The 23,143-nt window shown below is 51.6% G+C and carries 13 protein-coding genes; 3 read left to right on the top strand and 10 right to left on the bottom strand.

Going from position 1 to position 23,143, the window contains the following annotated elements; all coding sequences use genetic code 11:
* Positions 1 to 37: 37 nt before the first annotated feature.
* Both AC6I7T_RS01910 and AC6I7T_RS01905 read right to left on the bottom strand, forming a co-directional pair.
* A complete protein-coding gene (locus AC6I7T_RS01910) occupies positions 38 to 502 on the bottom strand; it encodes a VOC family protein (RefSeq protein WP_497788109.1) in 465 nt (154 codons plus the stop codon).
* 205 nt (positions 503 to 707) lie between these two features.
* Complete coding sequence (locus AC6I7T_RS01905) at positions 708 to 3,107, bottom strand: TonB-dependent receptor (RefSeq protein WP_497788108.1); 2,400 nt, start codon at positions 3,105 to 3,107, stop codon at positions 708 to 710.
* Between the two features lie 778 nt (positions 3,108 to 3,885).
* Here AC6I7T_RS01905 and AC6I7T_RS01900 point away from each other — a divergent pair.
* Positions 3,886 to 5,049 (top strand): DUF5005 domain-containing protein, encoded by a 1,164-nt coding sequence (locus AC6I7T_RS01900; RefSeq protein WP_497788107.1) that lies wholly within the window; start codon positions 3,886 to 3,888, stop codon positions 5,047 to 5,049.
* A gap of 150 nt (positions 5,050 to 5,199) precedes the next feature.
* Here AC6I7T_RS01900 and AC6I7T_RS01895 read toward each other — a convergent pair whose 3' ends face one another.
* The 3 genes from AC6I7T_RS01895 to AC6I7T_RS01885 form a co-directional block, all read right to left on the bottom strand.
* Entirely contained in the window at positions 5,200 to 6,495 is a 1,296-nt protein-coding gene (locus AC6I7T_RS01895; RefSeq protein ID WP_497788105.1) for an SGNH/GDSL hydrolase family protein, read from the bottom strand.
* Between the two features lie 135 nt (positions 6,496 to 6,630).
* Complete coding sequence (locus AC6I7T_RS01890; RefSeq protein ID WP_497788103.1) at positions 6,631 to 8,070, bottom strand: sugar porter family MFS transporter; 1,440 nt, start codon at positions 8,068 to 8,070, stop codon at positions 6,631 to 6,633.
* A 220-nt stretch (positions 8,071 to 8,290) separates the two neighbouring features.
* Positions 8,291 to 10,921 (bottom strand): beta-mannosidase, encoded by a 2,631-nt coding sequence (locus tag AC6I7T_RS01885; RefSeq protein WP_497788102.1) that lies wholly within the window; start codon positions 10,919 to 10,921, stop codon positions 8,291 to 8,293.
* A gap of 262 nt (positions 10,922 to 11,183) precedes the next feature.
* Here AC6I7T_RS01885 and AC6I7T_RS01880 point away from each other — a divergent pair, with 262 nt between their 5' ends.
* On the top strand, positions 11,184 to 11,432 hold the full coding sequence (locus AC6I7T_RS01880) for a hypothetical protein (RefSeq protein WP_497788101.1): 249 nt from the start codon (positions 11,184 to 11,186) through the stop codon (positions 11,430 to 11,432).
* Positions 11,429 to 12,451: a LacI family DNA-binding transcriptional regulator gene (locus AC6I7T_RS01875; protein WP_497788100.1), complete on the top strand. Its 1,023-nt coding sequence runs from the start codon at positions 11,429 to 11,431 to the stop codon at positions 12,449 to 12,451. The genes AC6I7T_RS01880 and AC6I7T_RS01875 overlap by 4 nt, the downstream gene beginning before the upstream one ends.
* Positions 12,452 to 12,544: 93 nt before the next feature.
* Here the strand turns inward: AC6I7T_RS01875 and AC6I7T_RS01870 are convergent, their stop codons facing one another.
* From AC6I7T_RS01870 to AC6I7T_RS01850, 5 genes are all read right to left on the bottom strand, one after another.
* A complete protein-coding gene (locus tag AC6I7T_RS01870; protein ID WP_497788099.1) occupies positions 12,545 to 15,892 on the bottom strand; it encodes a glycosyl hydrolase in 3,348 nt (1,115 codons plus the stop codon).
* Positions 15,893 to 15,967: 75 nt separating this feature from the next.
* Complete coding sequence (locus AC6I7T_RS01865; RefSeq protein WP_497788098.1) at positions 15,968 to 16,984, bottom strand: alpha/beta hydrolase; 1,017 nt, start codon at positions 16,982 to 16,984, stop codon at positions 15,968 to 15,970.
* A complete protein-coding gene (locus AC6I7T_RS01860) occupies positions 16,984 to 17,940 on the bottom strand; it encodes an alpha/beta hydrolase fold domain-containing protein (protein WP_497788097.1) in 957 nt (318 codons plus the stop codon). Before AC6I7T_RS01860 ends, AC6I7T_RS01865 begins: the two co-directional genes overlap by 1 nt.
* On the bottom strand, positions 17,937 to 20,678 hold the full coding sequence (locus AC6I7T_RS01855; RefSeq protein ID WP_497788095.1) for a glycoside hydrolase family 38 N-terminal domain-containing protein: 2,742 nt from the start codon (positions 20,676 to 20,678) through the stop codon (positions 17,937 to 17,939). The genes AC6I7T_RS01860 and AC6I7T_RS01855 overlap by 4 nt, the downstream gene beginning before the upstream one ends.
* 204 nt (positions 20,679 to 20,882) lie before the next feature.
* Positions 20,883 to 23,123 (bottom strand): GH92 family glycosyl hydrolase, encoded by a 2,241-nt coding sequence (locus AC6I7T_RS01850; protein ID WP_497788094.1) that lies wholly within the window; start codon positions 23,121 to 23,123, stop codon positions 20,883 to 20,885.
* Positions 23,124 to 23,143 lie beyond the last annotated feature (20 nt).

Raw genomic sequence — 23,143 nt, 5'->3', positions numbered from 1 at the left:
TTTCCCACGAAGTGAAGGTCACCTATATCTCCGGAAGCTACTCTGCTTCTTCTAGCTCGCTTTCTTCCGGTGCGTCCGTGGGACTCGAAAACTCCATGCGGTAGCCGTCAGGATCGATAAGCGGTACAACCCACAGCCCATTTCCCACGAAAGGTCGATTACGAGTCTGAATGCCTCGCGATTTGAACTCGCGATAAAGGACAAGTGCATCCTCGCATACGAAGGAAACCGAAGTTCCTGTGCCAAGCATGTCCTTAGGCCGGCCTTGCGGTGGGAACTCTTGAAGCATGATCGCGGCATTTCCAAGTTCGAGCCAGCACCAGCGAATTTTCCCGTCAGAGGGATAGTGCCCATCACCCTCAGGAATCCAATGGCGCTTCATCGTAAATCCGAGTCCATCAACATAGAACCGAAGCGAAGATTCCATGTCGGTTACGCCCAAAAACGGTACTGCCTGTTTGACATTCACGCTTGCGATGGCTCTTTCGGAGGCGGAATCCATGATGAACGAAGAATATCCGATATCGGACCGGAGCTAAAGCATTTCGCGAAATACAGTGAACTTTCTAAGTAGGGTGAAGAGCGGCTTTCTTTGGCGGAAAGCCGCGCCAACTTCTATTGCTTCGGTCTACATCTTTTCGGGAAATGCTCTAAATCGAAATTTGACGTGCAAAGTAATTAGTTCTCAAAGTCCGGAGAGGAATTTTTCAGAATGTTCTCTTTAGCCAGAACCGTACTTGAAACGGCTCGACGGGATGAAAAACGTTTGTAAATACCGGCGTCGCTGTTGGTGTTATTCGAGATTTATAAGCATAGTCAATATCGTGATCACGGCGGTTAAGTAGATTCAAAAATTCGGCCGATACGCCCCATTTTTTGGCAAGCTGATAACTGACCTGCCCATTGACCAATGCCGTTGCCTGCGAACGGTAGATTCCATCTGACGTCAGATCGCGAGGGCCAAAGTAACGCAGACGCAGACTCGACGAGAAGCCCTTGTAATCGTGCAGTGTAATGCCCGAAGAAATTACCAACCCAACTGCCTCCGGCACACGTCTACCCCCCGGGCTGTCCGGTGCTGCGTCGTCTTCGTCAACGTTGGCAAAAAGGGCTCTTGAGTTTGCGAGGTCAAAATCAAAAGCTACATGTTCTACCGGGGTGTAGTAGTTCGCCCACTCGATACCATAGCGATCGCTTGGTTGCCGTGAAGCAGTCGTACCTCCTGTGTCGCCGGATTGCTGCAATTCGGAAGCACTGTGGAGATACCAGACCGAGAGAGTGCTCTGCAGATGTGGAACAGCCAAAGTGCGCATCCCTACTTCTGCGCCTTTCGTAGAAATCAAAGGTGCAATTTTATTCGCGGGGATGTTCGGGAAAGGATTTTCCCCCGAAACAGGTTCGACCGTTTGTGTTGTGCCGCGTCCGTCGTTGCTGTGATAGCTTGAGCCCCCCTGCGCATAGAATTCAGTATTCGCCCATGGGCCCAAGGCCAGGCTCAATTTGGGGCTCGGCAAGATCTTTGTGGCTGTGCCGGAATTAGCGGAAGTAACAAGGCTTGTGACATCAAAATGTTGCAGATCGCCGCGTAGGGCTATGATCGAGCGGAATTTTGACGACCACTGGATTCGATTTTCTCCATAAAAGCCCAGGAGCGTGTCCGTCAGGCGATCCGCTTCCGTGATCGAGGGCAAGATGTTGCCAGTGGAGAAGTCGGTCTTGTCCACCTGCGTGCGATTTTGCGCCTGATAAAGGCCGTTACGGATCCAATCATTGCGGAGTTGCAAACCGAAGGTATTCTCCACCTTGTGGCCCGCCCAATCGCTGTAGATCGTGTGGTGTGCGTCCAGTCCTGCCACCCAGCGCCTGTCCTGCTGTTCGAATTGGTCGCCACGAACGGTGTCAGTCAGGAAGTAAGTGAAATTCGAAAACAAATCGAGATCGTAACGAAAGCCGTAAGCAGTGATTTTCGTCGCGGAATTTGAATGCAGGCGATGCCATTCGCCTTGCAGACTGTAGCGTTGTGATTTTCCGCCATCCGTCGGATCCAGCGTGCCGAAGAAACCAACCAGAGGAACAGCGTTCCCGGCTATCTGATCGCTCGAATTCCATTTCCCATGGTAGGTATGCGCCGTAAAGCTGAAACCATCGGTATCTCCGCCTTGGCTGTAGGTTAGCAAGCCATTGAACTTGTAGTAATCGTCGGGATGCTTCCATGGCCCATCATCGTGATAAACCTCACCACCATATAGCAAATTGCCCAAGCCGAGCTTATGAGACACGCCGAAAGCGGCCCGCCCATAACCATACATGCCACCTTCAACCTTGATGAAGTTTGTGGGCAGGGTCTTGAAAAATGCTAAGTGAACTGATCCAGCCGAACCATAGTCGCCTACATTCGCATAATAGGGACCCTTTTCGAAATCTACCCGTCTCACAAACTCTGGGATAACAGTGTTCATGTCTGAATATCCTTCGCCGTGCGCATGGGTCGGCAGGTTGAGTGGCATGTCGTCGAGGAAGATAGCGAGGTCCGTACCGTGATCGAGATTAAAGCCACGGAGAAAATATTGGTTGGCCTTTCCGCCGCCCGCGTGTTGCGTGATCATGACGCCGGGAACTGTCTCCAGAACTTCCCCCGAACGGAGAATTGGACGATCCTGGATTTCCTTCGCGCCCACCGTACCCTGCGTGCCAGAAATTGCAATCCCGATGAGGTCATCTTCGCGGCCCTGCACATTAATAGTGGTACTCGCAGCACTCACCTTCAGAGAAATACGCAACTGAGCTATCGATGTAGTAGTTCCGGTGTTGACGAAGATCTCTTTGGTTTCAAAATCTGGATTCGACACAACGAGGCGATAATTACCTTCTGGAACTCCGTAAAAAATAAACGATCCATTCTTGTCCGCCTGCGTTGTTCTCTGTAAAGCACCACTTGTGCCACAGATCTGCACATTAGCCCCGGCAATTACCGCACCGGACGTGTCAATGACAGTTCCTGAAATCCTTACATCGCTGTTCTGTCCCAAAGCGGGGAGAAGCCCGAGCAGAGCTCCAAGCAAAAGCTGAAGTGTGATGATTTTTATTTTCGTGTTACCTAGTTTCATGAATTTCCTTTGCGTGGCTCGGCTAGTGCTTATCAGGGGCTTAGCTTGTCTCTTGATTGCGTGCTATTCAGAGCAAGCGACAACAAGCTGTAAGCACGGCACTTCGAAACGACTGCAGAGCTGTTACGGGATCAGGAGGAATTTGCGGATTGGGCAAGAGGCATGGAAATTTGAATTGCCCTAGAAGATGCCTTGAAATGGAATGGAGTATGCCCCATCGATTCCAAAGGGAGGCAGCCCAAATCTTGTTGAAAATACCCACGTGTACTCCTGCCGAAATCATCGGTTTTCACGGGGAAGAACCAGAGTAACACGCATTTAAAAAACATGCTACCCAACTCCTGGAGTTCGGAACGTTGAAGATCGCTGAAACAAAGTTCAGCGCGCGACCATTGAGAACATCTTCATGTTTCAGGCCTGCGAATGAACGCCGCTAAGCCTCCGGCAGCTTTATTACAACTCTCTTTTACCTTTGCCTCCGTTGTAGTGGCTTTCAAATAACTGTGGGTTACAAACCCCTCCGGCTTGCCCTATTTGTTTCGAATACGGAACCGATGCCATAAAGGTGCGTTCAGGTGAATAGATGAACAGGGTTAGGGTTCAAGAACCGGATCATTGTAAAAATCCTAGTCGAAGCAGCCATTTTACTGCATTACTGCGACTTGCCGGCTTCATGGATAGAATGCCGCGAAAAGCATTTGACACGCGCTGCAAAGACGCATTACGGTATTTGCGGTTTATCTATGGTATCGGTTCCATGTAGTATCCGGAGGATTTCATGAAATTTCCACTGTATAGCCGTCTGGGTGGATCGTCGCTAACGCCAATCTTCATTGGCCTGTGCATCACTCTTCCTCTTTTCGGACAGAGTTCCACGCCACCCCCAGTCCCAAAGATCGAGGCTATCGTACCTATGGGCACCGTCACTCAGAATCCGCTCATTTATGGACGCGATGGCACATTCAGTGCCGTGATCGGCGGGCGCTCATACTGGGCGTTCAACGATACATCGATGCGGGCCTACAACGTTGATGGCCATAACTTCATTAGCAATACTCTTGCCTGGACCGATTCCTTGGATGCCTCTAAAGGAATCTACCTGAACCACGATCACCTCGATAAGACCGGCGTCCCAATCGAGTACATGCCCTTCACCGCCGAAGAGCAGCAGTTCAATGATATCCACGATCCTAACCACTGCACGGCAACGCCGACGAGTACCTGCGGAGAAGACTACGCTATCTGGCCAGGGCCACTCGTCGCTATTCCTGGAACTACTGCGGCCTATCAGTTCTATGGCAAGGTCTTCCGGGGTGGAGATATTCAGGGATTTCAGCCACTTGGCGCGGGCATCGCAATCGAGATAGGGGGTAAGTTCATTCGTCCAGTCGAGGCTCCCGGAACTACAGAGCCGACCCTCATGTGGCAGGGTGACGAGGTTGCATATGCGGGAGGCGCACTCGTCGAAAACGGCCTTCTATACGCCATCGGTTGCCAGGGAGGCTTCTTGGTGGAGAACTGCCGGATTGCCCGCGTACCGGTTCTCGAAGCTCTCATCAAACAATCATGGCGTTATTACGCGGGCGGAGATAGCTGGAGCACAGACCCAAACGCTGCTGTAACTATCTTCCAAGGAGGTGCCGCAGGAAATTCAGTTTTCTACGACAAAGCTCTCCAAGAGTACATCGCCATCTATAGCGGAATATTCAGCAATAACGTGTACTATCGGGCAGCCAAGCATCTTTGGGGCCCCTGGTCGAATGAAACCCTCTTGTTTGTAGGGCAGCAAGGTCAGGATGGAACCATTGATTACGCAGCGCTAGCGCATCCGGAGTTCGAGGAGAACAACGGTCTGACTCAGTATGTAACTTACGTGCAGACCACTGGATTCTTGCAACAGGCACTTCAACTCGTAAAGGTGACATTTCAACCGAACCCATAAGCGTCGGGCCGGAACCATTCCGGTGTAGTAACCTATGAAACCTGCTGAGATTGGCTATATACATGCTTAGCCATCTCAGCAGGAACATGGGCTAGAGAACGATCTGCAATGCTATCTGGGCAAAGACAGAATTGTTTCTATATTTCAGGACTACATCTGAATCGGAGCTATTTCGAACTTGTGTGCCGTGGGTCGAGCCAACTCCCGCATCTTTTGTGATACTGCTGAATCGAGCTGATTCAGTGAATCTGTCGCCGATTGACTCTGTGGCAGAGAATAATCATTCAGTGGAACCTGGATATTTCTCCATTCGTCGAAATGAATCTCCTCACGCAGGGATGCCAATTGATAGATCTTCATCGCCTGATCGGTGGCAGGAGTCTTGAGAAGAGCCAGATTAATCCCGGCAGCAAACTGATCATTATTAAAAGCGCCGATTGAATTGCCGTCGATCTTCAGGGAATAGGTTCCACTCTTCAAACCTTTTACCTTCAATGTCTGCCGATTGAGTGCGTCGGTGACATCGGAAGCGCGGATGGCCAAGCCCACGCTTGCTCCCCCGCCCCACATTTCCTGCCACTGCTTAAACGGTAGAGGAAGTGATTCGTCGGTCTCCGTCCATGCAATTGATTCCCCGCTCGTGAGTTCCGATACCTTCGCAAACTCGGTCGATTCTACCTTCACTCCCTTTTGCGTGGCGCTGAGTATGACTGTGGAGACAACAGGTCTCGCATTCCATGCTTTGAGCAGCCCTTCAGCCATAATCAAATGTCCACCCAAAGAAGGATGAACATGATCTGGAATGATATCCTTCGCAACCGCCGCGTCCATCTTGTTCGCCTGCACGAGCATGTTCACAACACCAGAGTTCAGATCGGCAAAATCGAGATGACTTTGTTGTGCGTAATTCATAATCCACTTACCAAAGCTGCGCATGACTTCGTTGTATTGAAGATCTCCAGAGACCGGGAACGCAGGGGAACGGGTTACATCGTCGTAAGGCGATGGCGCAATCGCCATGATGCGTACTCCAGGAAGAGAGGTTCGGAGAGAATTGACAATATGACGATAGCCGGTGAAATATTTTTCATCGTTGCTTTCTGTTTCGGCCTTGTAACCACCGTCGTTCATCCCAAGCATAATGGTGACGACAGAAGGTTTATATGCAAGGACATCGCGTTTCAGCCGCGTATCAATTGGGCCTCCACCGCCCCCGGAGACGGTATCGCCTCCCCATCCGGAATTGACAAACGTTACATCAAGATTGGGATACCGTGTCGCGACGTATGTTTCGACAATCGTCGTATACTGCCGCTGATCGGTAATACTATCGCCATAAAAAACGACTTTATCGCCATTCTTAAGATAAAGCTGATCTTTGTCGGCAGCCCAAACCGAACTCAAGGCAACTAAGGCCGTAACCCAAACGAGCACAAATTTTCTCACCGAAAACTCCCGAATCAAATTTAGAAACTGCACCTGCCCGTAAACGCTGATGTAGATGAAATTCGACATCAACGCACAATGAAGTTGTTACTTCATACTTGTTTGCTCTCGCAGCGAATTCCAACACATCAAAACTTAGCTTCCCAACTTCTGCTGTAGTTCTTCCAGGCTGAGCTGCTTCGTCTCCGGATAAAGCGTGAGAACAACTATCAACTGGACAAACATCATGGCGGCAAAAAAGACAAACGGAAAGGCCTGACTCTTGCTTGCCACCAATGGGAAAAAGCCAGCTATTAATGCATTCATGATCCAATGGGCAGATGTACCAACGCTCTGCCCCTTCGCCCGAACGAGGGTTGGAAAGATCTCACTGATATACACCCAGATAACGGCTCCCTGCGAAAAAGCAAAGGAGAATGTGTACGCTGCTAACAATGGAAATAACAGGCGCTGTGGAAGCCGTTGGAACATCACGGCCGCTACGCCGGATAGTGCGATAGCCATGCCAATCGAACCCAGCACAAGCAATGTCTTGCGACCTAGCTTGTCAATCACAGTCATTGCAAGCACAGTGGAGATCAGATTCATCAATCCGACGAAAACCGCCTGCAATCCAGAAGAGACACGACCGTAGCCGCCCGCAACAAAGATATCGTTGAGGTAGTAGAGAATCGCGTTAATTCCTGACAGCTGGTTAAACATCCCGATCGACACGGCGAGAAAAAGAGGGTAGAGGTATTTGCGCTGCAGTAACGCCTCCGGCCTCTCTGTACCCTTCGCCTGCATCGAGTTTCGTATGCTTTCGATCTCTACGTCCGGATGCGGAGTTCCGGTAGCCCTCAGCACTGCAAGCGCCTCGGGGCTCCGCCCTTGTGAAACCAACCACCGCGCACTCTGCGGAACCCGTGCAAGCAACAGCAGAAAGACACCGGCAGGGAGTGCGGCAATACCAAGCTGCAGGCGCCATTCAGACATGCCAAGTCCAAGCATCGAGATCAGGAAATTGGAGAAATATGCCGCCAGTACTCCCAGGACAACGTTGATCTGAAAGAGCCCAACAAGTCTCCCTCGCCACTCTGCAGGAGCCAATTCAGCAATGTAGACGGGACCGAGCACAGAGGATCCCCCAATACCAACGCCACCGATGAAACGAAAAAAGATCAACAACGGCCACATCCAAGCAAGAGCACATCCAATTGCCGAAATAAGATAGAGAATCGCAGTAATACGGAGTGCATTTCTGCCACCCAGCTTCTGGCCTACATAGCCGGCTCCGAGTGCTCCCGCTACCGTCCCCCACAAAGCCACCGAAACCGTAAAGCCAAGCGCCCCTGGGGAAAGGTGGTAAATGAGAGAAAGCTTGTGGGTCGTCCCGGCGATTACTGCCGTGTCGAAACCAAAAAGCAAGCCTCCCAGGGCTCCTACAGCAGCGCTCCTCAGTAAAAGCCCATTCAGAGCATTCTCGCTATTACGGCGAACCAGCAAGAATCCGCGAGGTGTGGTTTTTCTTGATAAAAAACCACAAAGGCGTCTGATGTCCGGTTTATACCGATAGCGAAAATGCTCGAGTTTCATCCTGGCTGTCTCTCATTGGTGGTGCCAGCACCTACAGGTGAAAATTTCGGAATCGACGATGGAACCGATACCATCTCGCAAACATCATATACAACAGCAAGAAAGGTTCAAGCTTAATCGGTCAACCGCCTGAATAAATCCGAATCTGATCGAGCATGGCCTTGTACGCCAGGATCTCTTCCCTCTGCTGGTTCCCTTCCAGGAGCCACCACGTTTCAGGTCAGTTCGATTTGTGGTTTCCCGAAGAAGATTCCGGCGAGAACGCGTCGACCAGAGAAATGACCTTCATTTCTTTACGCAATTTCTCCAGATCCATGTTGCTGTCTATCGTGATCGTCCTTGCCTCGCCTGGAATCAAATCGAAATAATTATCTGATGGATGCACAGGCAAATCTCCAAAAGTGACATAGACATCACGCGCCAATACAGAAGAGGAGAGCGTGAGCGTATACCCTTTTTCGCCCTTGCTAAGATTCGACTGAATCGTTGCAGGCTCCAGGTGAAACTGCTTAGTCGGAACCAGATAGTTCACATTGCTCGATACGATCTCGCCATTCACGGTGAAATCTGCCACCAGCACCAGCTTGCTCAGATCCGCTTGACTCTGCGCAACAGACTGGAACAGGAATCCTAAATGAGGTGCACTCGAAAGTGCCGGAACAGATATCTTCTTCTTTTCCTCTTTTACAATTTGCCCGTTCACTGTCATGAACCGAACTCGAAGAACACCATCCGTCTGTTGCAAGTGATCTGAAACGATATAGATCTCAACCTTACCATCCTGAACAAGAGGAGACACCAGGATGGGACTGTAGAACCTGCGAGCATAGTACTGGAGAGCCTTCCAGCGGCCGTAATAGTCGATGCTTGACCATGAAGCCACTGGCCAGCAGTCGTTCAGCTGCCAGATCAGCGATCCCATAATTCGAGGACGGCTGCGGCGCATATGTTCAGCACCTACCTTAACGCCCTCCGCTTGCAATACCTGGCTGACATAGAGGAAGGATTCGAAGTCTTTCGGCTCCTCGTAATCGCGCAGAAGGTATTCATGAATAATCGAGTTGCCCTCGTTATTCTTCTGATGAGCCAGCATTACAGGGGTAAAGATATTCGCGCGATCTTCGGTGGTGGTGAAGCTTTTGACTGTGTTCAGCTCAGGAAAGGACTGGAAGCCATATTCAGAGGTAAAACGGAAATAGTGTTTTTGAAAATTCGTAAAGGGCTCGCGTCCATGCCAAATACTCCAATCATGCGCATCTCCGGACTGAAAGTTATCTGACGTCTGCTCGTAATCGGAGCTTGGCGAACTAGGCCAATAGGGCACATTGGGATCTTCGCGTTCAATTACGCGCGGCAAGACACCACTAAAGATTGTCAGATAATTCTTCCATATCTGAAGCTTCCCTTCCGCCGACTCACCTCCGAGGAAGGCATACAGTACGGACTCGACCTCATTGTTCCCCGACCACAAGGCAATGCTTGGATGATTGCGCAATCTTCTTACTTGGTATTCCGCCTCTTTCTTAACGCTCTGCTTCCACTCCTGAGATCCCGGATACCAACTACTGGCGAACATGAAATCATTCCATACCATCAACCCCAATTCGTCGCATATTTCGTAGAATTTGTCGGATTCGTAATATCCTCCACCCCACAACCGCACCATGTTCATATTTGCGTCTTTGGCGGAGTCGAGTATCTGCCGGTAGCGCACTTCTGTGACTCTATTGGGGAAGCTATCAAAGGGAATAACATTCGACCCTTTGATAAATACCGGAATGCCATTGACCACAAATTCGAATGACCTGCCCCACTGATCCGGATTCTGCCGCAATTCGACGGACCTGAGGCCAGTTCGAACAGCACTCTCGTCCACCTTTCGAGAGCCTTCCATAAGTGCAATCTTGAATTGGTAGAGAGGTTGAGGCCCATAACCGGCAGGAAACCAGAGTTGTGGTTTCACGATCTCGAGTGGGAGATCGATAACGTTTTGCCCTGGATGCAAATGTATCTTCTGCATCAACGCACCCGATTTTTCGTCGCAGGCATAGTTGATTCGCAGTTCGCCATCAAACTCGCCAGAAGATGCGATCGTTACCTTTGTAGATAGGTGTGCAGTTTCCGGCTTTATGTCCGGTTGCGCAATCTGCACATCTTCAATTCGTGCTTTGTCCCATAGTTCCAGATAAACTGGCTGCCAGATACCACTGGTCACAAAACGCGGTCCCCAATCCCACCCGTACTCATAAGCAGCTTTGCGGAGGTATGACTTCTCCGGTATATGTGTTTGGGAATGAGTCTTGTCTTCGGCAGCTAGTCTCTCGGCAGTCTTGATGGGCGAGGCAAATTCCACCCGGATCTCATTCGTACCCGCTCTCAAAAAGGGTTTTGCGTTGACTCTCCACGAGCGAAACATGTTATCTGCTTCCAACGCTTTTCGATCATTGAGGAATACTGACGCATTCGTATCCAGCCCTTGGAACACGAGATCGATGTTGCGTTGGCTCAAAATCTCCGCAGTCGCCTTGAAGGTGGTTCTGTAGGTCCAGTCTGCATTCTCAATCCATTGAAGCTTCGTCTCGTTATCCCGATAAAAAGGATCGGGGATTACCTTGTTATCCAGGAGATCGAGATGGACATCCCCAGGAACTTTTGCAGGAAGCCATGACGCACTCTGGTCTGTTCTCTTGCTATCGCTTTGCCGAAACTCCCAGTTCTGATTGAGATCGATTTTTCGAGTAGCGAGGTCGCTGTGCTGGCTCCAACAATGTTGAAGGAGAAAAAGGAAACAACTGATCGCTGCCAGTTTGTAGATGCCCCGATAGGTTTTCCACTTACTTTGATTCTTCATCCTCTCGCCTGCCTTGCCGCAAATCTGCCACTCGTGTTTATCACCTGCATACTCACGCACTGTTCTGTTTCAGACAACAATTATGTCCCTACTGGAACCGGTACCATTTATATCACAAGAATCAGATCTTTAGCCCTTTTCTGTAGGCACCCTTCAACGTGCTTCCACATGCACTCTAAAAGTAATAATTCATTGGGTACTGAGCCACAGAAACTGAGTGGCTCAACTGGTACCGTTGCCACTTTTCTCCCTCCGGTGTAAGGTGAATCTTAATAGAGTCGGGGTGCTGGCTGGGTTTGTCAATCGTTACGCCGAAGGCCTGGGTCCCGGTGCACGATCTTCTGTTTTTACAGGCAATGATGTTGTCACATCGCTACTAGATAAGGAAGATGAGCGCATCAAGACCAACGGTCTGCTCCGAGAGAATGAGACACAAACCATAAAACGTTTGAGCACTCTGCTAGGATGGTGCTGCAGACTTAAGGCTGAAGGACGTCAGATAACTACATGATGACTATTCGGAGAAATCGAGCCACTCTCCGCGATGTCGCCAAAGCGGCAGGAGTCGGGACCACGACTGTATCTCGCGTAATTAACGGTGGCCATTATGTCGCTCCTGAAATGTTGGCGCGCATCCAGCGCGTCATGGAGGAATTAGGCTACCAGCCAAGCGCGGCTGCCCGCTCCCTCAAGAGCGAACGGTCGAGGACTATCGGATTAATCATCCCCTCGATCACGGATCCGTTCTTCGCTCATTTTGCCGGAGTCGCAGAAGTCCACGCACGACGCGAGGATTACGTTGTGATTCTTCTCACGTCGCAAGACAAGGCTCAATTAGAACTGGAAGATCTGCAGATCTTCGAACGCCATCGGGTCGATGGCCTTCTACTTGTGCCGCCACGATCCGGTTCGAAGGCATTGCTCCAAAATCTTCGCCGCCTCTCCGTGCCCGTCGTGGCCTTTGACCGTCCGATCGCCAGCCGGGAGTATTCCAGCGTTGTTTCCGACAACTTTACAGCTGCTCAACAAGCGGTAAGGCACTTACTTCATCACGGCCGCAAACGCATACTATGTCTTGGCGGCGATCCCAACCTTTACACCATTCGTGAGCGCGTGCGCGGCGCAACCAGTGCTCTTACCTCGGCGGGGTTGGAGGCTCTGGTAGAGATGGAAGCGTCCGATTACCAATCCGCGGAAGCAGTGATCATGAAGCATATGTCAGCCAAGGGAAAAATCGACGCAATCTTTGGCCTGTATAACCAGTCAACGATTCTCGCTTACGAAGTGATGCAGAACCGCAATATCCGGGTCCCGGAATCTGTAAGCCTGGTAGGCTTTGACGATTTCGCGTTGGCGGCAACACTTCGTCCCTCCATTACCGTTGTTAAGCAGTCAATCGAAGAACTGGCTCGAACAGCGACACAGTTGTTGCTGAACCACATGACAGGTGACACCACCTCCCCGCAACAGATTGAAATCGCCTCCCAACTGGTGATTCGGCAGTCCTGCGGATGTTCACAGGTTCGCTAAAGCATCTTTCCCATACATACCACCGACCGAGACAAGTGCGGCTTTCTTTACGCTGCACTTGTCTCAGTCGATGTCTGGCAATAGGGATCTGCTCTAGTTTCCGTCGACAGAGTAGATCCGTACAGGTCCCAGCAGTCCAGAAGGCTGCAATGGTGAGTTGGCGTTATAAGGTTTGAAGTCGGCCAACGTATACTTTGTCGCGCCAGGCTGTTCGTCCCCAATCAACCGATTCACCCACGCATTTGTGACCTTGATGGATAATTCATTCGCTCCAGGCTTGAGTGTCGGCGTTAGATCTACACGGTAAGGGGCATGCCACACGATACCAAGCGGCTTACCGTTGAGCGTAACCTCGGCCAGGTTCTTCACGTCTCCCAGATCGATCCACACATGCGCTCCCTTGGCAAACCACTCCGATTTCACATCTATGGTCTTGGTGTAATCACCGGTACCGGAGAAGTACTTCACACCCGCATCTGGACTCTCGCTCCATGAGGTCAGACTGGCAAAACTGACCACTGCAGGCGCACCACGACCTGGCTGGAAGCTGACCTTCCAGCTCCCATCAACCGTCTCCAGTTGTTTCTCCTTCCTCGCGGGTAGCATATGCGAAGGCACCATCGTCGCCTTGCGGAAGACAACAAAGATCGATCCCCACGGCTCAAGATGCAGGGGTACAGTGGTACGCCCGTCAGCAATCGTATAACTCGCCTGCTCCGACTTACCGGTCTCCGCATGCCACAACTCTGCAGATCTTCCTGTTACACGAAAGGTTGCGTCGACAACCGCATCGTGTTCCCCGCGATTGGCTACGAAGTAGATATCGCCGTTGTCGAGCTTACGATGCACAAACAACAGCTTGTTGCCATTCTCCACTTTGGGATAGTCAAAGTCCGGTTTAAGATTAAGCGCGTTGAAGACCTCCATGAGACTCTGTCCGGCGTAAACGGTGCCTTTACCTACCTTGTGCACGCCGGTTCCATCACCAAAGAGTTCATTACTGAGCCGTGCAAACTCCGCCTGATCATCGGCGAGACTGGGATCGTCAGCGGGTTTTGCTCCGGAAACAGTGGCGCCTTCTGTTACCAACTTATAGATTGCACGCAGAACAGGTAACGACATATGGCGGCTGAACGCATCGAGGCCCAGCAAGCGGTAACTCATGCCGCTCCTGGTAGTGATGCGGCCATTGCTAACGGCAAGTTCGTGCATCAGACCGTCGGCGTTGATGTAGTCAAAACCGTAGCCGGCGGGAATATCGGGCGACTTGTGCTCAAAGATTGCCGTCAGATTCGAATCTTCGCCATAAAAATAAACGAGATCGGCGCCGAAATGCCCCTGTTGCAGCATGTAGCTACTGCGAGAGAGATAGTCGACCCACACACGCCCTTGTTCCGCCCACGTATCGTTGCGATTGAACCATTGACCGCAGGGGCCGAGTGTCATTCCCGGCGCTTTTCCGATCAATGGCTGGTGCGCCGATTCGTGGATGACGAAGCGGTTGATCCCATTCAGCAACTCCATATCGGCCGTGGGCTTGAGAGTGGCAGGAGACCACGCCCAGGCGAGCGAGGCATCGCAGGTCGTAAGCGACTCTGCCGCCGCCAGATTCTGTCCGTAGATATGTGCCACAGAGGCCGATTCACGATCGTCGGCATTGAAGTTAAACTGATCCTGATTCACATCGAGCTTCTGGGTCCATATGGCGCTCATCGGAATCTCGTTGAACTTCTTAACTTCCATACCATCGGCAATCAAGGCGCGACCGGATTCGTGCGATTCCCCGTAGTGGGCCATATTCCACTCGTGTAGCGTGTCTTCCAGTTGTTGGTAGTGCTCATTGGCAATCAGATCAGCGATGGTCTTGCGGAAGTCCCAAAGAAATCTGTCGCTAGCCTCGGCACTTTCGACCACACGACCGGCGAGAACGGGCATCCATGGCACCGGATCATATCCGCGCAACCGTTTGAACTGAGCTACCATGTTGTCGGTCCAGTTCTGTGCTCCCGCCTCCCAGCTATCGTTGATGACATAGTGGAGTCCCTTTTTCCCAATCCACTCCGGGCTCACGGCGTTCTTGTAACTCTCGAGGTAGTTCTCCATGTATTTCTTCACGAACCGCCGGTCGAGCTTATCGACCTCAAGGCCAGTGGCCTCCGCCGTTGCCGGATGGTTGGTGATGCCGAGCAGAGAATAGCCAAAACGCAGCACAACCCAGTTACCAGCCGGAGGCGTCCAATCGAGTGTTCCATCAGGACGCATCTTCGCCGTCAGATCAATCACATCGCCCTTAGCAACAGCATCGGTGCCCTCCAGCCCCGGAGTCGCTTTGGAATAGAGATCTGGATCGGTCACAAACGCAGCCTTCTCTTCAAACCGGTTTACACGCGCACCCGCATGCAATGCCAATTCGGAAACAAGATAATCGATAGGCGCGTTTGGGCCCTTGGCTTCCTCCATCCAGGCAGGAGGAGGAACATGCTTGAATACCACGCGGAAGTACTTTGCAGTAACGGTCGGAAAGCAGAAAGTGCTCTCCGGAGCATTACCTTCGTCAAGCTTGGTAATCGAGCGAAAACTTTGTCCATCGTCGCTGGCTTCAAGCGTTTTTTCGGGAGTGAAGATTCCACTCGGAGTGCGTGTCGCCAGCGTGATGGAATGAATGCTTTGTGGGCCAGGAAATTCATATTGAATCCAGGTAGAAGCACCGACCGCTGGAATCGGCAGCTTGGCCACATGCTCCACATCACCATCTGTCAGCATTGCAGGGTCAAGGGAGCCGGCACTTGTCGTGACCTTCGCTTGGAGCGAAATAAGCGGCACATCGCCCGCCGCGCGGCGAAAAGCAACAACAACTGAGTCAGCATAGAACTCAGGGATCGGCTTGGAACCGGGAGGCGCAGAAAACACATCATGAATCATCATGTTCTGGAAGGCGCCGGTGTTCGACGGCGGCTGAAGGAGCTTCCCGCTGAAGGGCCTGCCGCCTTCCACCAGGGTTTCGCTCCAGACATACTTCTTCATGCCTTCCGAAGCCGGAACCCAGGGTCCGCCCGACTCACTCCAACCGGGAGAGCCGGCGATTGCTTCTTCCAACCCTAATTGATTGGCGAGTACAGTGGCGTATTGGAAGGCGCCCTTCCACTCCGGAGTCATGTAGACCAGGCGTTTATCGACAAGCTGTGGAGTGTCGAGAGCCGCATCGAAGGCCTGGAATCCGGCCACTCCTACCCGGTGCATCCACTCGAGATCGAGCTTGATTCCCTCTTTTGAAATGTTGCCATTCATCCAATGCCACCACACGCGGGGATGCGCACTGTCCGGAGGATTTTCGAATCCTCTCTTGAGCGAATCAGAGGAGGTTTGCGCTACAGCAACCAAACTCGCGCCAAGCAGCAGAGCTGCGCCTTTCGCGATCAATTTTCCCGACCCAAGACTCATCTAGATCTCCTTGCTTAATTCTTACTCTCTTTGCATCACTCATTTACACGGTAGTCATTTACACGGTAGAGGAACTCATACTCGTCCGAACGCTCTCCTGATATGCTGCGCAACCATGTCAATGCATGTTTGTGCGGACACGGAGGTAGACAGAGATTCCGTTACCAGGAAGCTGTGCAAAGATCCCAGCCAACGCACCGCAGTGACATCAACGCCCGCACGAATAAGACGTGCAGCAAACTGCTCGCCTTCGTCACGCAAAACATCATATTCGCAGGTGACAATCAAAGTGGGCGGAAACTTTGAAAAAAGAGGCTCTTCGGCATGAAGCGGCGACACATGAGGATCGGAACTCAAGGACTTGTCGGGAAGATAGTGATCCCAGAACCATTTCATGGTGAATTGGCTCAGATTCGGATTTGTCGAGAACTCCTTATACGAGGGAGTTGCTTCATCGTGATTGATTGCCGGATAAAGCAGCACCTGGCACACCGGAAGAGGAAGCTTTCGCTCGATGGCCGATACGATCAATGCCGCCGTCAGGTTTCCTCCAGAGCTATCTCCCCCGATGGCAAAACGTCTTTTATCCAGTCCCAGTGTTTCCGCCGACTGCAAAACCTCATTTAGAGCAACGATGCACGCCTCGAGTGGAGCCGGAAATGGATGTTCTGGAGCACGAGGATAATCAATGAAGGCAACCACGCTCTGAGTACGCATTGCGAGCTCACACACGAGCTTTGTATGTGTGCGAAGGTCACCAATTACCCAGCCACCGCCATGCAGAAAAAATAGAACTGGTGCTGGAGCCTGAACTCCTAGCGGCCTTATCAGGTGTACCGGGCATGCCGAACTTTGAAACTCCCGGGCTTCAACAGGATATTCATCCAACGCAGCGGCCTGTCCCGCCCGCATTCGGGCACGTTCTTGTTCGACGGACAACGTCCCGAGAGCTGGTTGGTTCTCAAGATCTTCAAGAAATCGTTGGTCCTGCCGGGAGAGACGAACATACATTGCTGTTCTTGATCGTGTATCGGATCCCTCGGTATTGTTGCCAAGAGCTACTGGCTGAGAATCAAGATCCTGCTTGCCCATCAGTGGCCCCCTGTCGGGGGTATGATGGCGGCACCTAGAATATGATGAGCATCGAGAAAATTCCAGATTCGTGAAAATGCCTCGCGCGTCTGGTCGTCCGAAAAACTTCCATGTTCTCCCTTCTGTATGGGCACCAGCTCATTTGGGACCCCAGCATTCTTAAGTGCATCCCGCAGCCGAACCGCTTGAGGATAAGGTACGGTGGGGTCGTGGTCTCCATGGACTGTAATGATCGGGGGCAAGTCAGGCCGTACATAGGTTAACGGAGATACATGCCTGGCCACCTCTTCTCTCCCAGGCTGTGCTCCGATCCAGGCTACGGCATAAGTTTTCCTGTTAGGTCCGTCGAGAATATCGTTGACATCCGTAATGCCATACCAGTTCACAATCGCTGCCACTTTCAACGGTGGTTCGCTGCTATCCGCCGGGCATTCACTATCCAAATCGGTATTTGCTGGAAGCATGCCAACCATCAATGCTAGATGCCCTCCCGCCGAATGCCCTGTTGCCACGATGCGATTTGTATCAAAGTGGTATTCGGCTGCATGTCTGTAAATCCATCGCAGAGCACAACGAACATCTTCAACCGCAGCGGGAGCAAGCGACGCTCCGGCCATTCGGTATTCTACGTTGACAATGTTCCATCCTCGTTCCATATATGGCAGAAATAAGTTGGCTGCTCCGTTCTTATCGCCAAATACCCATCCGCCACCGTGGATGTACATCAAAGTCGGAGCCGGTCCCACGGCCTTGCGATTTCTCCAGACGTCAAGATGCACTGGAACATTTGCGAAGACGCCATAGGTAATATCGGCGCTGATGCCATAATCGAAGGACGCTGTTTCCGTCCAACGATCCGGCCGTGCTTCTTGTCCTACTGCAAATAAGCTGTAGAAAAGGAAAATCCCGAGTATCGCAAATTTGCAAGTTCCAGCTAATTTTCTTCGTAGTTTCAATGCTCTTCCCCTGAGGCAATCACTGATAGACGCAAAGTGAGTGTTTGATAAGGCGAGAGGGATATCGCGTTCGCCTGGATTCCTGAATGGAGGACTGTATCTTCCGTCAGTGTCGTCTCAGAAATAGAGCGAAGCGGCAATGGAAGTTTGAGACCCAGCTTTGTTGGTCTTCCGGCGATCTCTTGTAAGCGAAGCACAAAGTCATTCGGGTTTCCATCGGAACTCGGCTTCAATGCCTCCACGATCACATTAGGCACTCTAAGCGAAACCAAGGATGCAGTCCAATGAGCCGGGTAATGATCAGGAGATAATTCTATGAGGTTAGATTCACCCTCGTCCTGTACTCCAAACCGGTGAGCAGCGACTGGATCGGCATCTCCCGAGTCACTCGTAATTGCAAACGAGAACTTATAGGTAGAGGGATAACCAGGTTCGTACGTCGTGAAAGTAGTGATTCCCTGATCTCGGGTTTCTGCTTGATCCGTCTTGATCATCACATCGGCGAGTACTCCTTCAGCAGAAGGTGAACCTGCCGCCTCGCTCTCCTTCTTCGCATGGACACGATCGAAGAATGCCTGCTTCTGCGCAAGCATTACATGATACGAGGAGCTTCCAGAGTCGTCGCTCCAGACTAATGTATGCCGTGGAACCACAGCATCATTCCTCGCGCCGGGCAACAAATCGTTAGGGAAACGATAGAGCCCTTGCCCGTTATCTACCCAGCGTTGAACCTTGCCTTGAAACGAGAAGTCAAAGGCAAACGAATACAGGTCGCGAGGTTTGCCGTTCTCAACGAAGCGCATTTTGCTCCTGTCAAGAACCTCTGAAAGATGAATCACCGGGTTATGTTGAGGTAAAGAGATGACAGTCTGCGGCCATAGTGAGCCTGGTCTGGTAACGACCATCCGATCGACTACCGGACCTCGCTCGCGATGAAGCTCGATGCGGGTTGTAGCTTCCGGTACCTGATAGGCAGAGGAGTTAAGCATCAGAGCTCCAGCATTGCCACCGGCCTTCGCATCCAGAATGACGCGATTTCTGCGAAGGTCAGTAACACGGACAACAGCTCCCGTTGTAGGATTCAACTCCACTCGGTAGTATGGGCTTTCTAGAGTAGAAGGCTCGGCAGAATTGGAATCTGGAGCATGCATCTCAGATGGCTCAAGCCAGTACGTACGAAACCCTAATGAGGGAAGGTCACGCGCCTCGAAGTAGAGTTCCCCGGAAGCAAGATGCTGAGAAGTTACTATCGTGCCCATTTCCGCATCGCGCACGCTCCAGGAGCCCTGAAGGTCGGGCACGCGCACCAATTGAGAACGATTCCAACTCCGTGGGTTATAGACCAGGAGCATGCGCTTGCCATGATGCTGGCCGGTTACGGGGCCGAGCTTCGCAAGACCGGAATGAAACAACGCAAGGGCTGACTCGCGACCAGAGCGCAGCAGATCTGAGTACTCCTGGTTCTGCTTGAGCACTTCCTCGCGGCTAAGGACTTTCGGCCATCCTCCCTGACCGGCACCATTGTGCTCGTCATATTCAAATAAGTTTGCGTAATCTGACTCTATTTCTTTTTGTGGATAGCTTGCGGCAAGCTTCTTCATCCTGAGCACGGACCAAAGAGTTTCCGTTTGCGGCAGCAACTCCTGAAGCTCGCGAGCATCGGCACTCATTGCCGGAGAATTGATCTTCACCTCTGCCCATAGCCCGCTCCAGTCTCCTTTGAACACCGGAGAGTCTTGTGCACCATGACCTTCGAGATAGGAGAAGTATTCCGACGGCGTTGCCACAACAATATGGGGGAGTCTGCCTGAGGCATTCCAAGCACGTACATTCGGAAGCAGCCCTTTCAGCTCGTACTCCGGGCCTATCCCATCGTGCATAAAGAGAACAGCAACTGCAGATTGCCGATAGCCAGCGTCCACATATTGCTTGAGCAGTTTATCGATGCCGCGCTGCATAATTTCAAGGTTCGATAATCCTGCCCATTCCTTGGGATAAAACTTGGTATGGGAATAGGGGTCTTCTCCATCGGGATCGAGATAATAATCGGCCATACCCTCGGTATAGCCACCATTCTTCCCTTGCGTCTGCCATGTCAGAACTTTGCTTCCATCTAACGATTCCCAATAGAACGGCACTTTGCCGGGCCAAAGCTGAGCGCCGCCGCCGAGTGCAGTATTCGATCCGGTAATCAGATATCGAATCCCTGAACGCGCCAGGACCTGCGGAACACGAATCGAGAATCCCGGCACATCATTCATCATGGCAACCTTCGTATGGATTCCAAAACGTTGTTCGACCTGGCTACCGGCAGAGACGAGGCGATTCAACTCCTCGGAGCCCATGAATTCCGTATGCATGCTGCCATATGCAGCCGAGAGCTCGATCCTTCCGCTGTGCAGTAAGTCCCCGAGACGCTTGATTTGCGCGGGATCTTTCGTCCGCTCCAGCCACGCCTGCAGCTGCCATCCGTTTTCGATAGTCCAACGGAATTGTGGATCCGCTTCACAGGCTGATATCACTGCATCGAGGTGAGGCTTAATTACCTCCTTCTCTTCTTCCGGCGGTCGCAAGAAACCAAGATCCCAATGAGAACCAGGGATCACATAGATGGTTTTGATTGGAATCGGAGTACTTGCTTCAACAGTAAGGGAAGCAGCGGCCAACAAGATGAAAGGCGCAAGCAGCAAACATCGGCGAACAAAGAGATGTCGAATCCAATATGGTACCGATTCCATGACATTCGAAGCTAACACTCCAATTCACAAAAGTCAATTTAGATAACACGAATAAAAGTCTTGAAAACCAGAGCGATACTCTCCTCGCAAGGAATGGTATCAATACCACACATTGTGCTGTCGCACCGGTTCATTCAGCTTCTCGAGAAATCCGATTTGCCGCAAAACCAGCTTCTTGCCTGCAAGAACAATTGCTAATAAATCCTAGGTTGCAGAGAACCTCAGAACCGCTCCCTCAGCGAGAGCGGAATGTGAAATAGAAGCTTCATGATGCACTTTCCCATTGAGGGTCACTTGATCGTAATACTTTCCTGGCTTATTGCTGTGAGCTGTTATGCGAACTTCGCGACCGTCGGGAAAACGGATGTCTGACTGTTCAAATAGCGGCGCTCCTAACACCCAATCAGCTGTTCCCGGACATAACGAGAAGATGCCCAACGAGCTTAAGACATACCAGGAACTCATCGATCCGGTATCTTCATCGCCGGGAAAGTTCTCGGGGCTGTAGAGTTCATTGAGCACACGGTGAACCCAATACTGTGTCCGATCCCTCCTGCCGGCAAGAGTGAATAGATAAAGCACATGGTGCACGGGCTGATTAGAATGCGCATACTGTCCGAAGTTGACAGCAGCCATTTCGGACATCTCATGGATCTCCTGCCCATAACTGCCCACATGAAATACCGGCGCTTGCATCAGCATTTCTTCCAGAAACGAAACAAAGATCGACCTTCCACCCATGGCCTCCATCAAGCCAAAAGGATCGTGAGGCACAGAAAAGCGATACTGCCAGGCGGACCCTTCAACATAGGTTCCTCCCCACGTATGCGGCTGAAATGGCTCCAGCCAACTGCCATCAGAGAGCCTTCCGCGCAGGAACTTTGTCTGTGGATCAAAAACGTTGCGCCAGCTTTTCGATCTCTTTTCGAACATCTCCGCCTCGTCAGATATCCCTAACGCACGCGCAACCTGGGCAATACAAAAGTCTCCATAGGCGGAATCCAGGGTTTCGACAGCTCCATCTCCAACCTTGTCACAAGGGACATAGCCAAGTCGTAAGTATTCTTCTAGCCCTTGACGGCCGTATCCGAAGCCCGGCTTTTCCTTTCCCATTGCGTGTTTCTTGAGACCCAGATATGCAGTTCGCAAATCGAAACCGCGCAATCCCTTAGCTGCCGCGTCTCCGAAGAGCGAATCGACCGGGCTTCCTGTCATGCCTCCCCGGTAGCCCGGACAAGGAAACTGTGGCAGCCAGCCACCTTCTTTGTAAGCGTTGACCCATGCCTGCAGGATCTCCGCCAGCCTCTCCGGATACAGCAATGTCATCATGGGATACCAGGAGCGGTAATCATCCCAGAAACCATGATCCGCATACATCACCCCAGGCTCGACAGAGCCGCTGTATACGCTAAAGTGAACAATATTTCCGGAGGCATCGATCTCATGCCAGATTCGTGGAAACAGAGAGGCCCGATATAGCCCGGAATAGAAGATCTTGCGTTGCGCCTCCGTCCCTCCATGGACACGAACCCTCCCGAGTGTGTTCTCCCACTTATCGCCAGCCTCTCCAAGCAAATCCTCGAAGGACTTCTGACCGATTTCTAGGGAGAGATTTCGTTGAGCCTGCTCAAAGGAGATAAACGAAGTTCCTATGCTGTACGAGATTCCCTTCCCTGCCTGAGCAGCAAAGCGCACAACTGCAACTTTGCGTTCATTGAACTCCTTTACTTCAAAGCCTGTAATCTTTGTATCGATTTTTGTAACGTAATAGGCTGCGAAACCAGCTGGAACCCCACCTCTATTGTCACGAGTAAGCACGGCAATCGTGCCATTTGATATATCGCACTGCACAGCAGAATCTTTCCCTGGAATATCGATAAAGACACCTGCCGGACCGGGGTCCTGAAAGGTGAAGCGCATCTTAGAACATCTCTCCGTCGGGACCAGTTCAAAGGTGCATCGGTAGCGGGAGAGCCGTACGTTCAAGAAATGCGGCGAAAGCTTCAGGTCATCGGAGCGATACGAGGATGCTCGGCTGGATGCTTCCGGTGAGGGTTCGCCTTGAAAGGGTAGAAAAGTGGCATACCCATAATCGCCAAGCCAGGGACTTAGCTGGTGAGTGCACCGCACACCCTGCAACCTCAAATCGTTCGGCTGAAAATACCAGGAGCTGCCATCGCTTGATTGGAGTGCCCAATGAGCCATCGCAAAAGGAACGGCCACAATAGGCAAGGTGTTTCCGCGCGAGAAAAGCGGCGTGGAATTGGTTCCCTGGAGAGGGTCTACCAAAGTTATCAATGGAGGCTCTTCAAACCGTCGCGCTGAGGTTGATCTAGATTCCGCTTTCTCCTTCGCTACAGCTATAGGATCTAGTGAAGCAGAGAGAGCGAGAGCTCCTCCGAGTTTCAAAAAGCTGCGTCGAGTGCTCCCACCGCTACCTTGCATTCGCCTCTCCTGAGAAGAAT

This window comes from Humiphilus diazotrophicus, assembly GCF_059726315.1.
The sequence above is the reverse complement of the archived record's forward strand: the minus strand, read 5'-3'. Positions and strand labels throughout refer to the sequence as shown.

Bases quoted from the DNA above. Each gene is read 5' to 3' on its own strand.
- AC6I7T_RS01865 (WP_497788098.1), bottom strand. From the start codon at position 16,984: ATGGGCAAGCAGGATCTTGATTCTCAGCCAGTAGCTCTTGGCAACAAT.
- AC6I7T_RS01900 (WP_497788107.1), top strand. From the start codon at position 3,886: ATGAAATTTCCACTGTATAGCCGTCTGGGTGGATCGTCGCTAACGCCA.
- AC6I7T_RS01885 (WP_497788102.1), bottom strand. From the start codon at position 10,921: ATGAAGAATCAAAGTAAGTGGAAAACCTATCGGGGCATCTACAAACTG.
- AC6I7T_RS01850 (WP_497788094.1), bottom strand. From the start codon at position 23,123: ATGCAAGGTAGCGGTGGGAGCACTCGACGCAGCTTTTTGAAACTCGGA.
- AC6I7T_RS01905 (WP_497788108.1), bottom strand. From the start codon at position 3,107: ATGAAACTAGGTAACACGAAAATAAAAATCATCACACTTCAGCTTTTG.
- AC6I7T_RS01890 (WP_497788103.1), bottom strand. From the start codon at position 8,070: ATGAAACTCGAGCATTTTCGCTATCGGTATAAACCGGACATCAGACGC.
- AC6I7T_RS01875 (WP_497788100.1), top strand. From the start codon at position 11,429: ATGATGACTATTCGGAGAAATCGAGCCACTCTCCGCGATGTCGCCAAA.
- AC6I7T_RS01855 (WP_497788095.1), bottom strand. From the start codon at position 20,678: ATGGAATCGGTACCATATTGGATTCGACATCTCTTTGTTCGCCGATGT.
- AC6I7T_RS01870 (WP_497788099.1), bottom strand. From the start codon at position 15,892: ATGAGTCTTGGGTCGGGAAAATTGATCGCGAAAGGCGCAGCTCTGCTG.
- AC6I7T_RS01910 (WP_497788109.1), bottom strand. From the start codon at position 502: ATGGATTCCGCCTCCGAAAGAGCCATCGCAAGCGTGAATGTCAAACAG.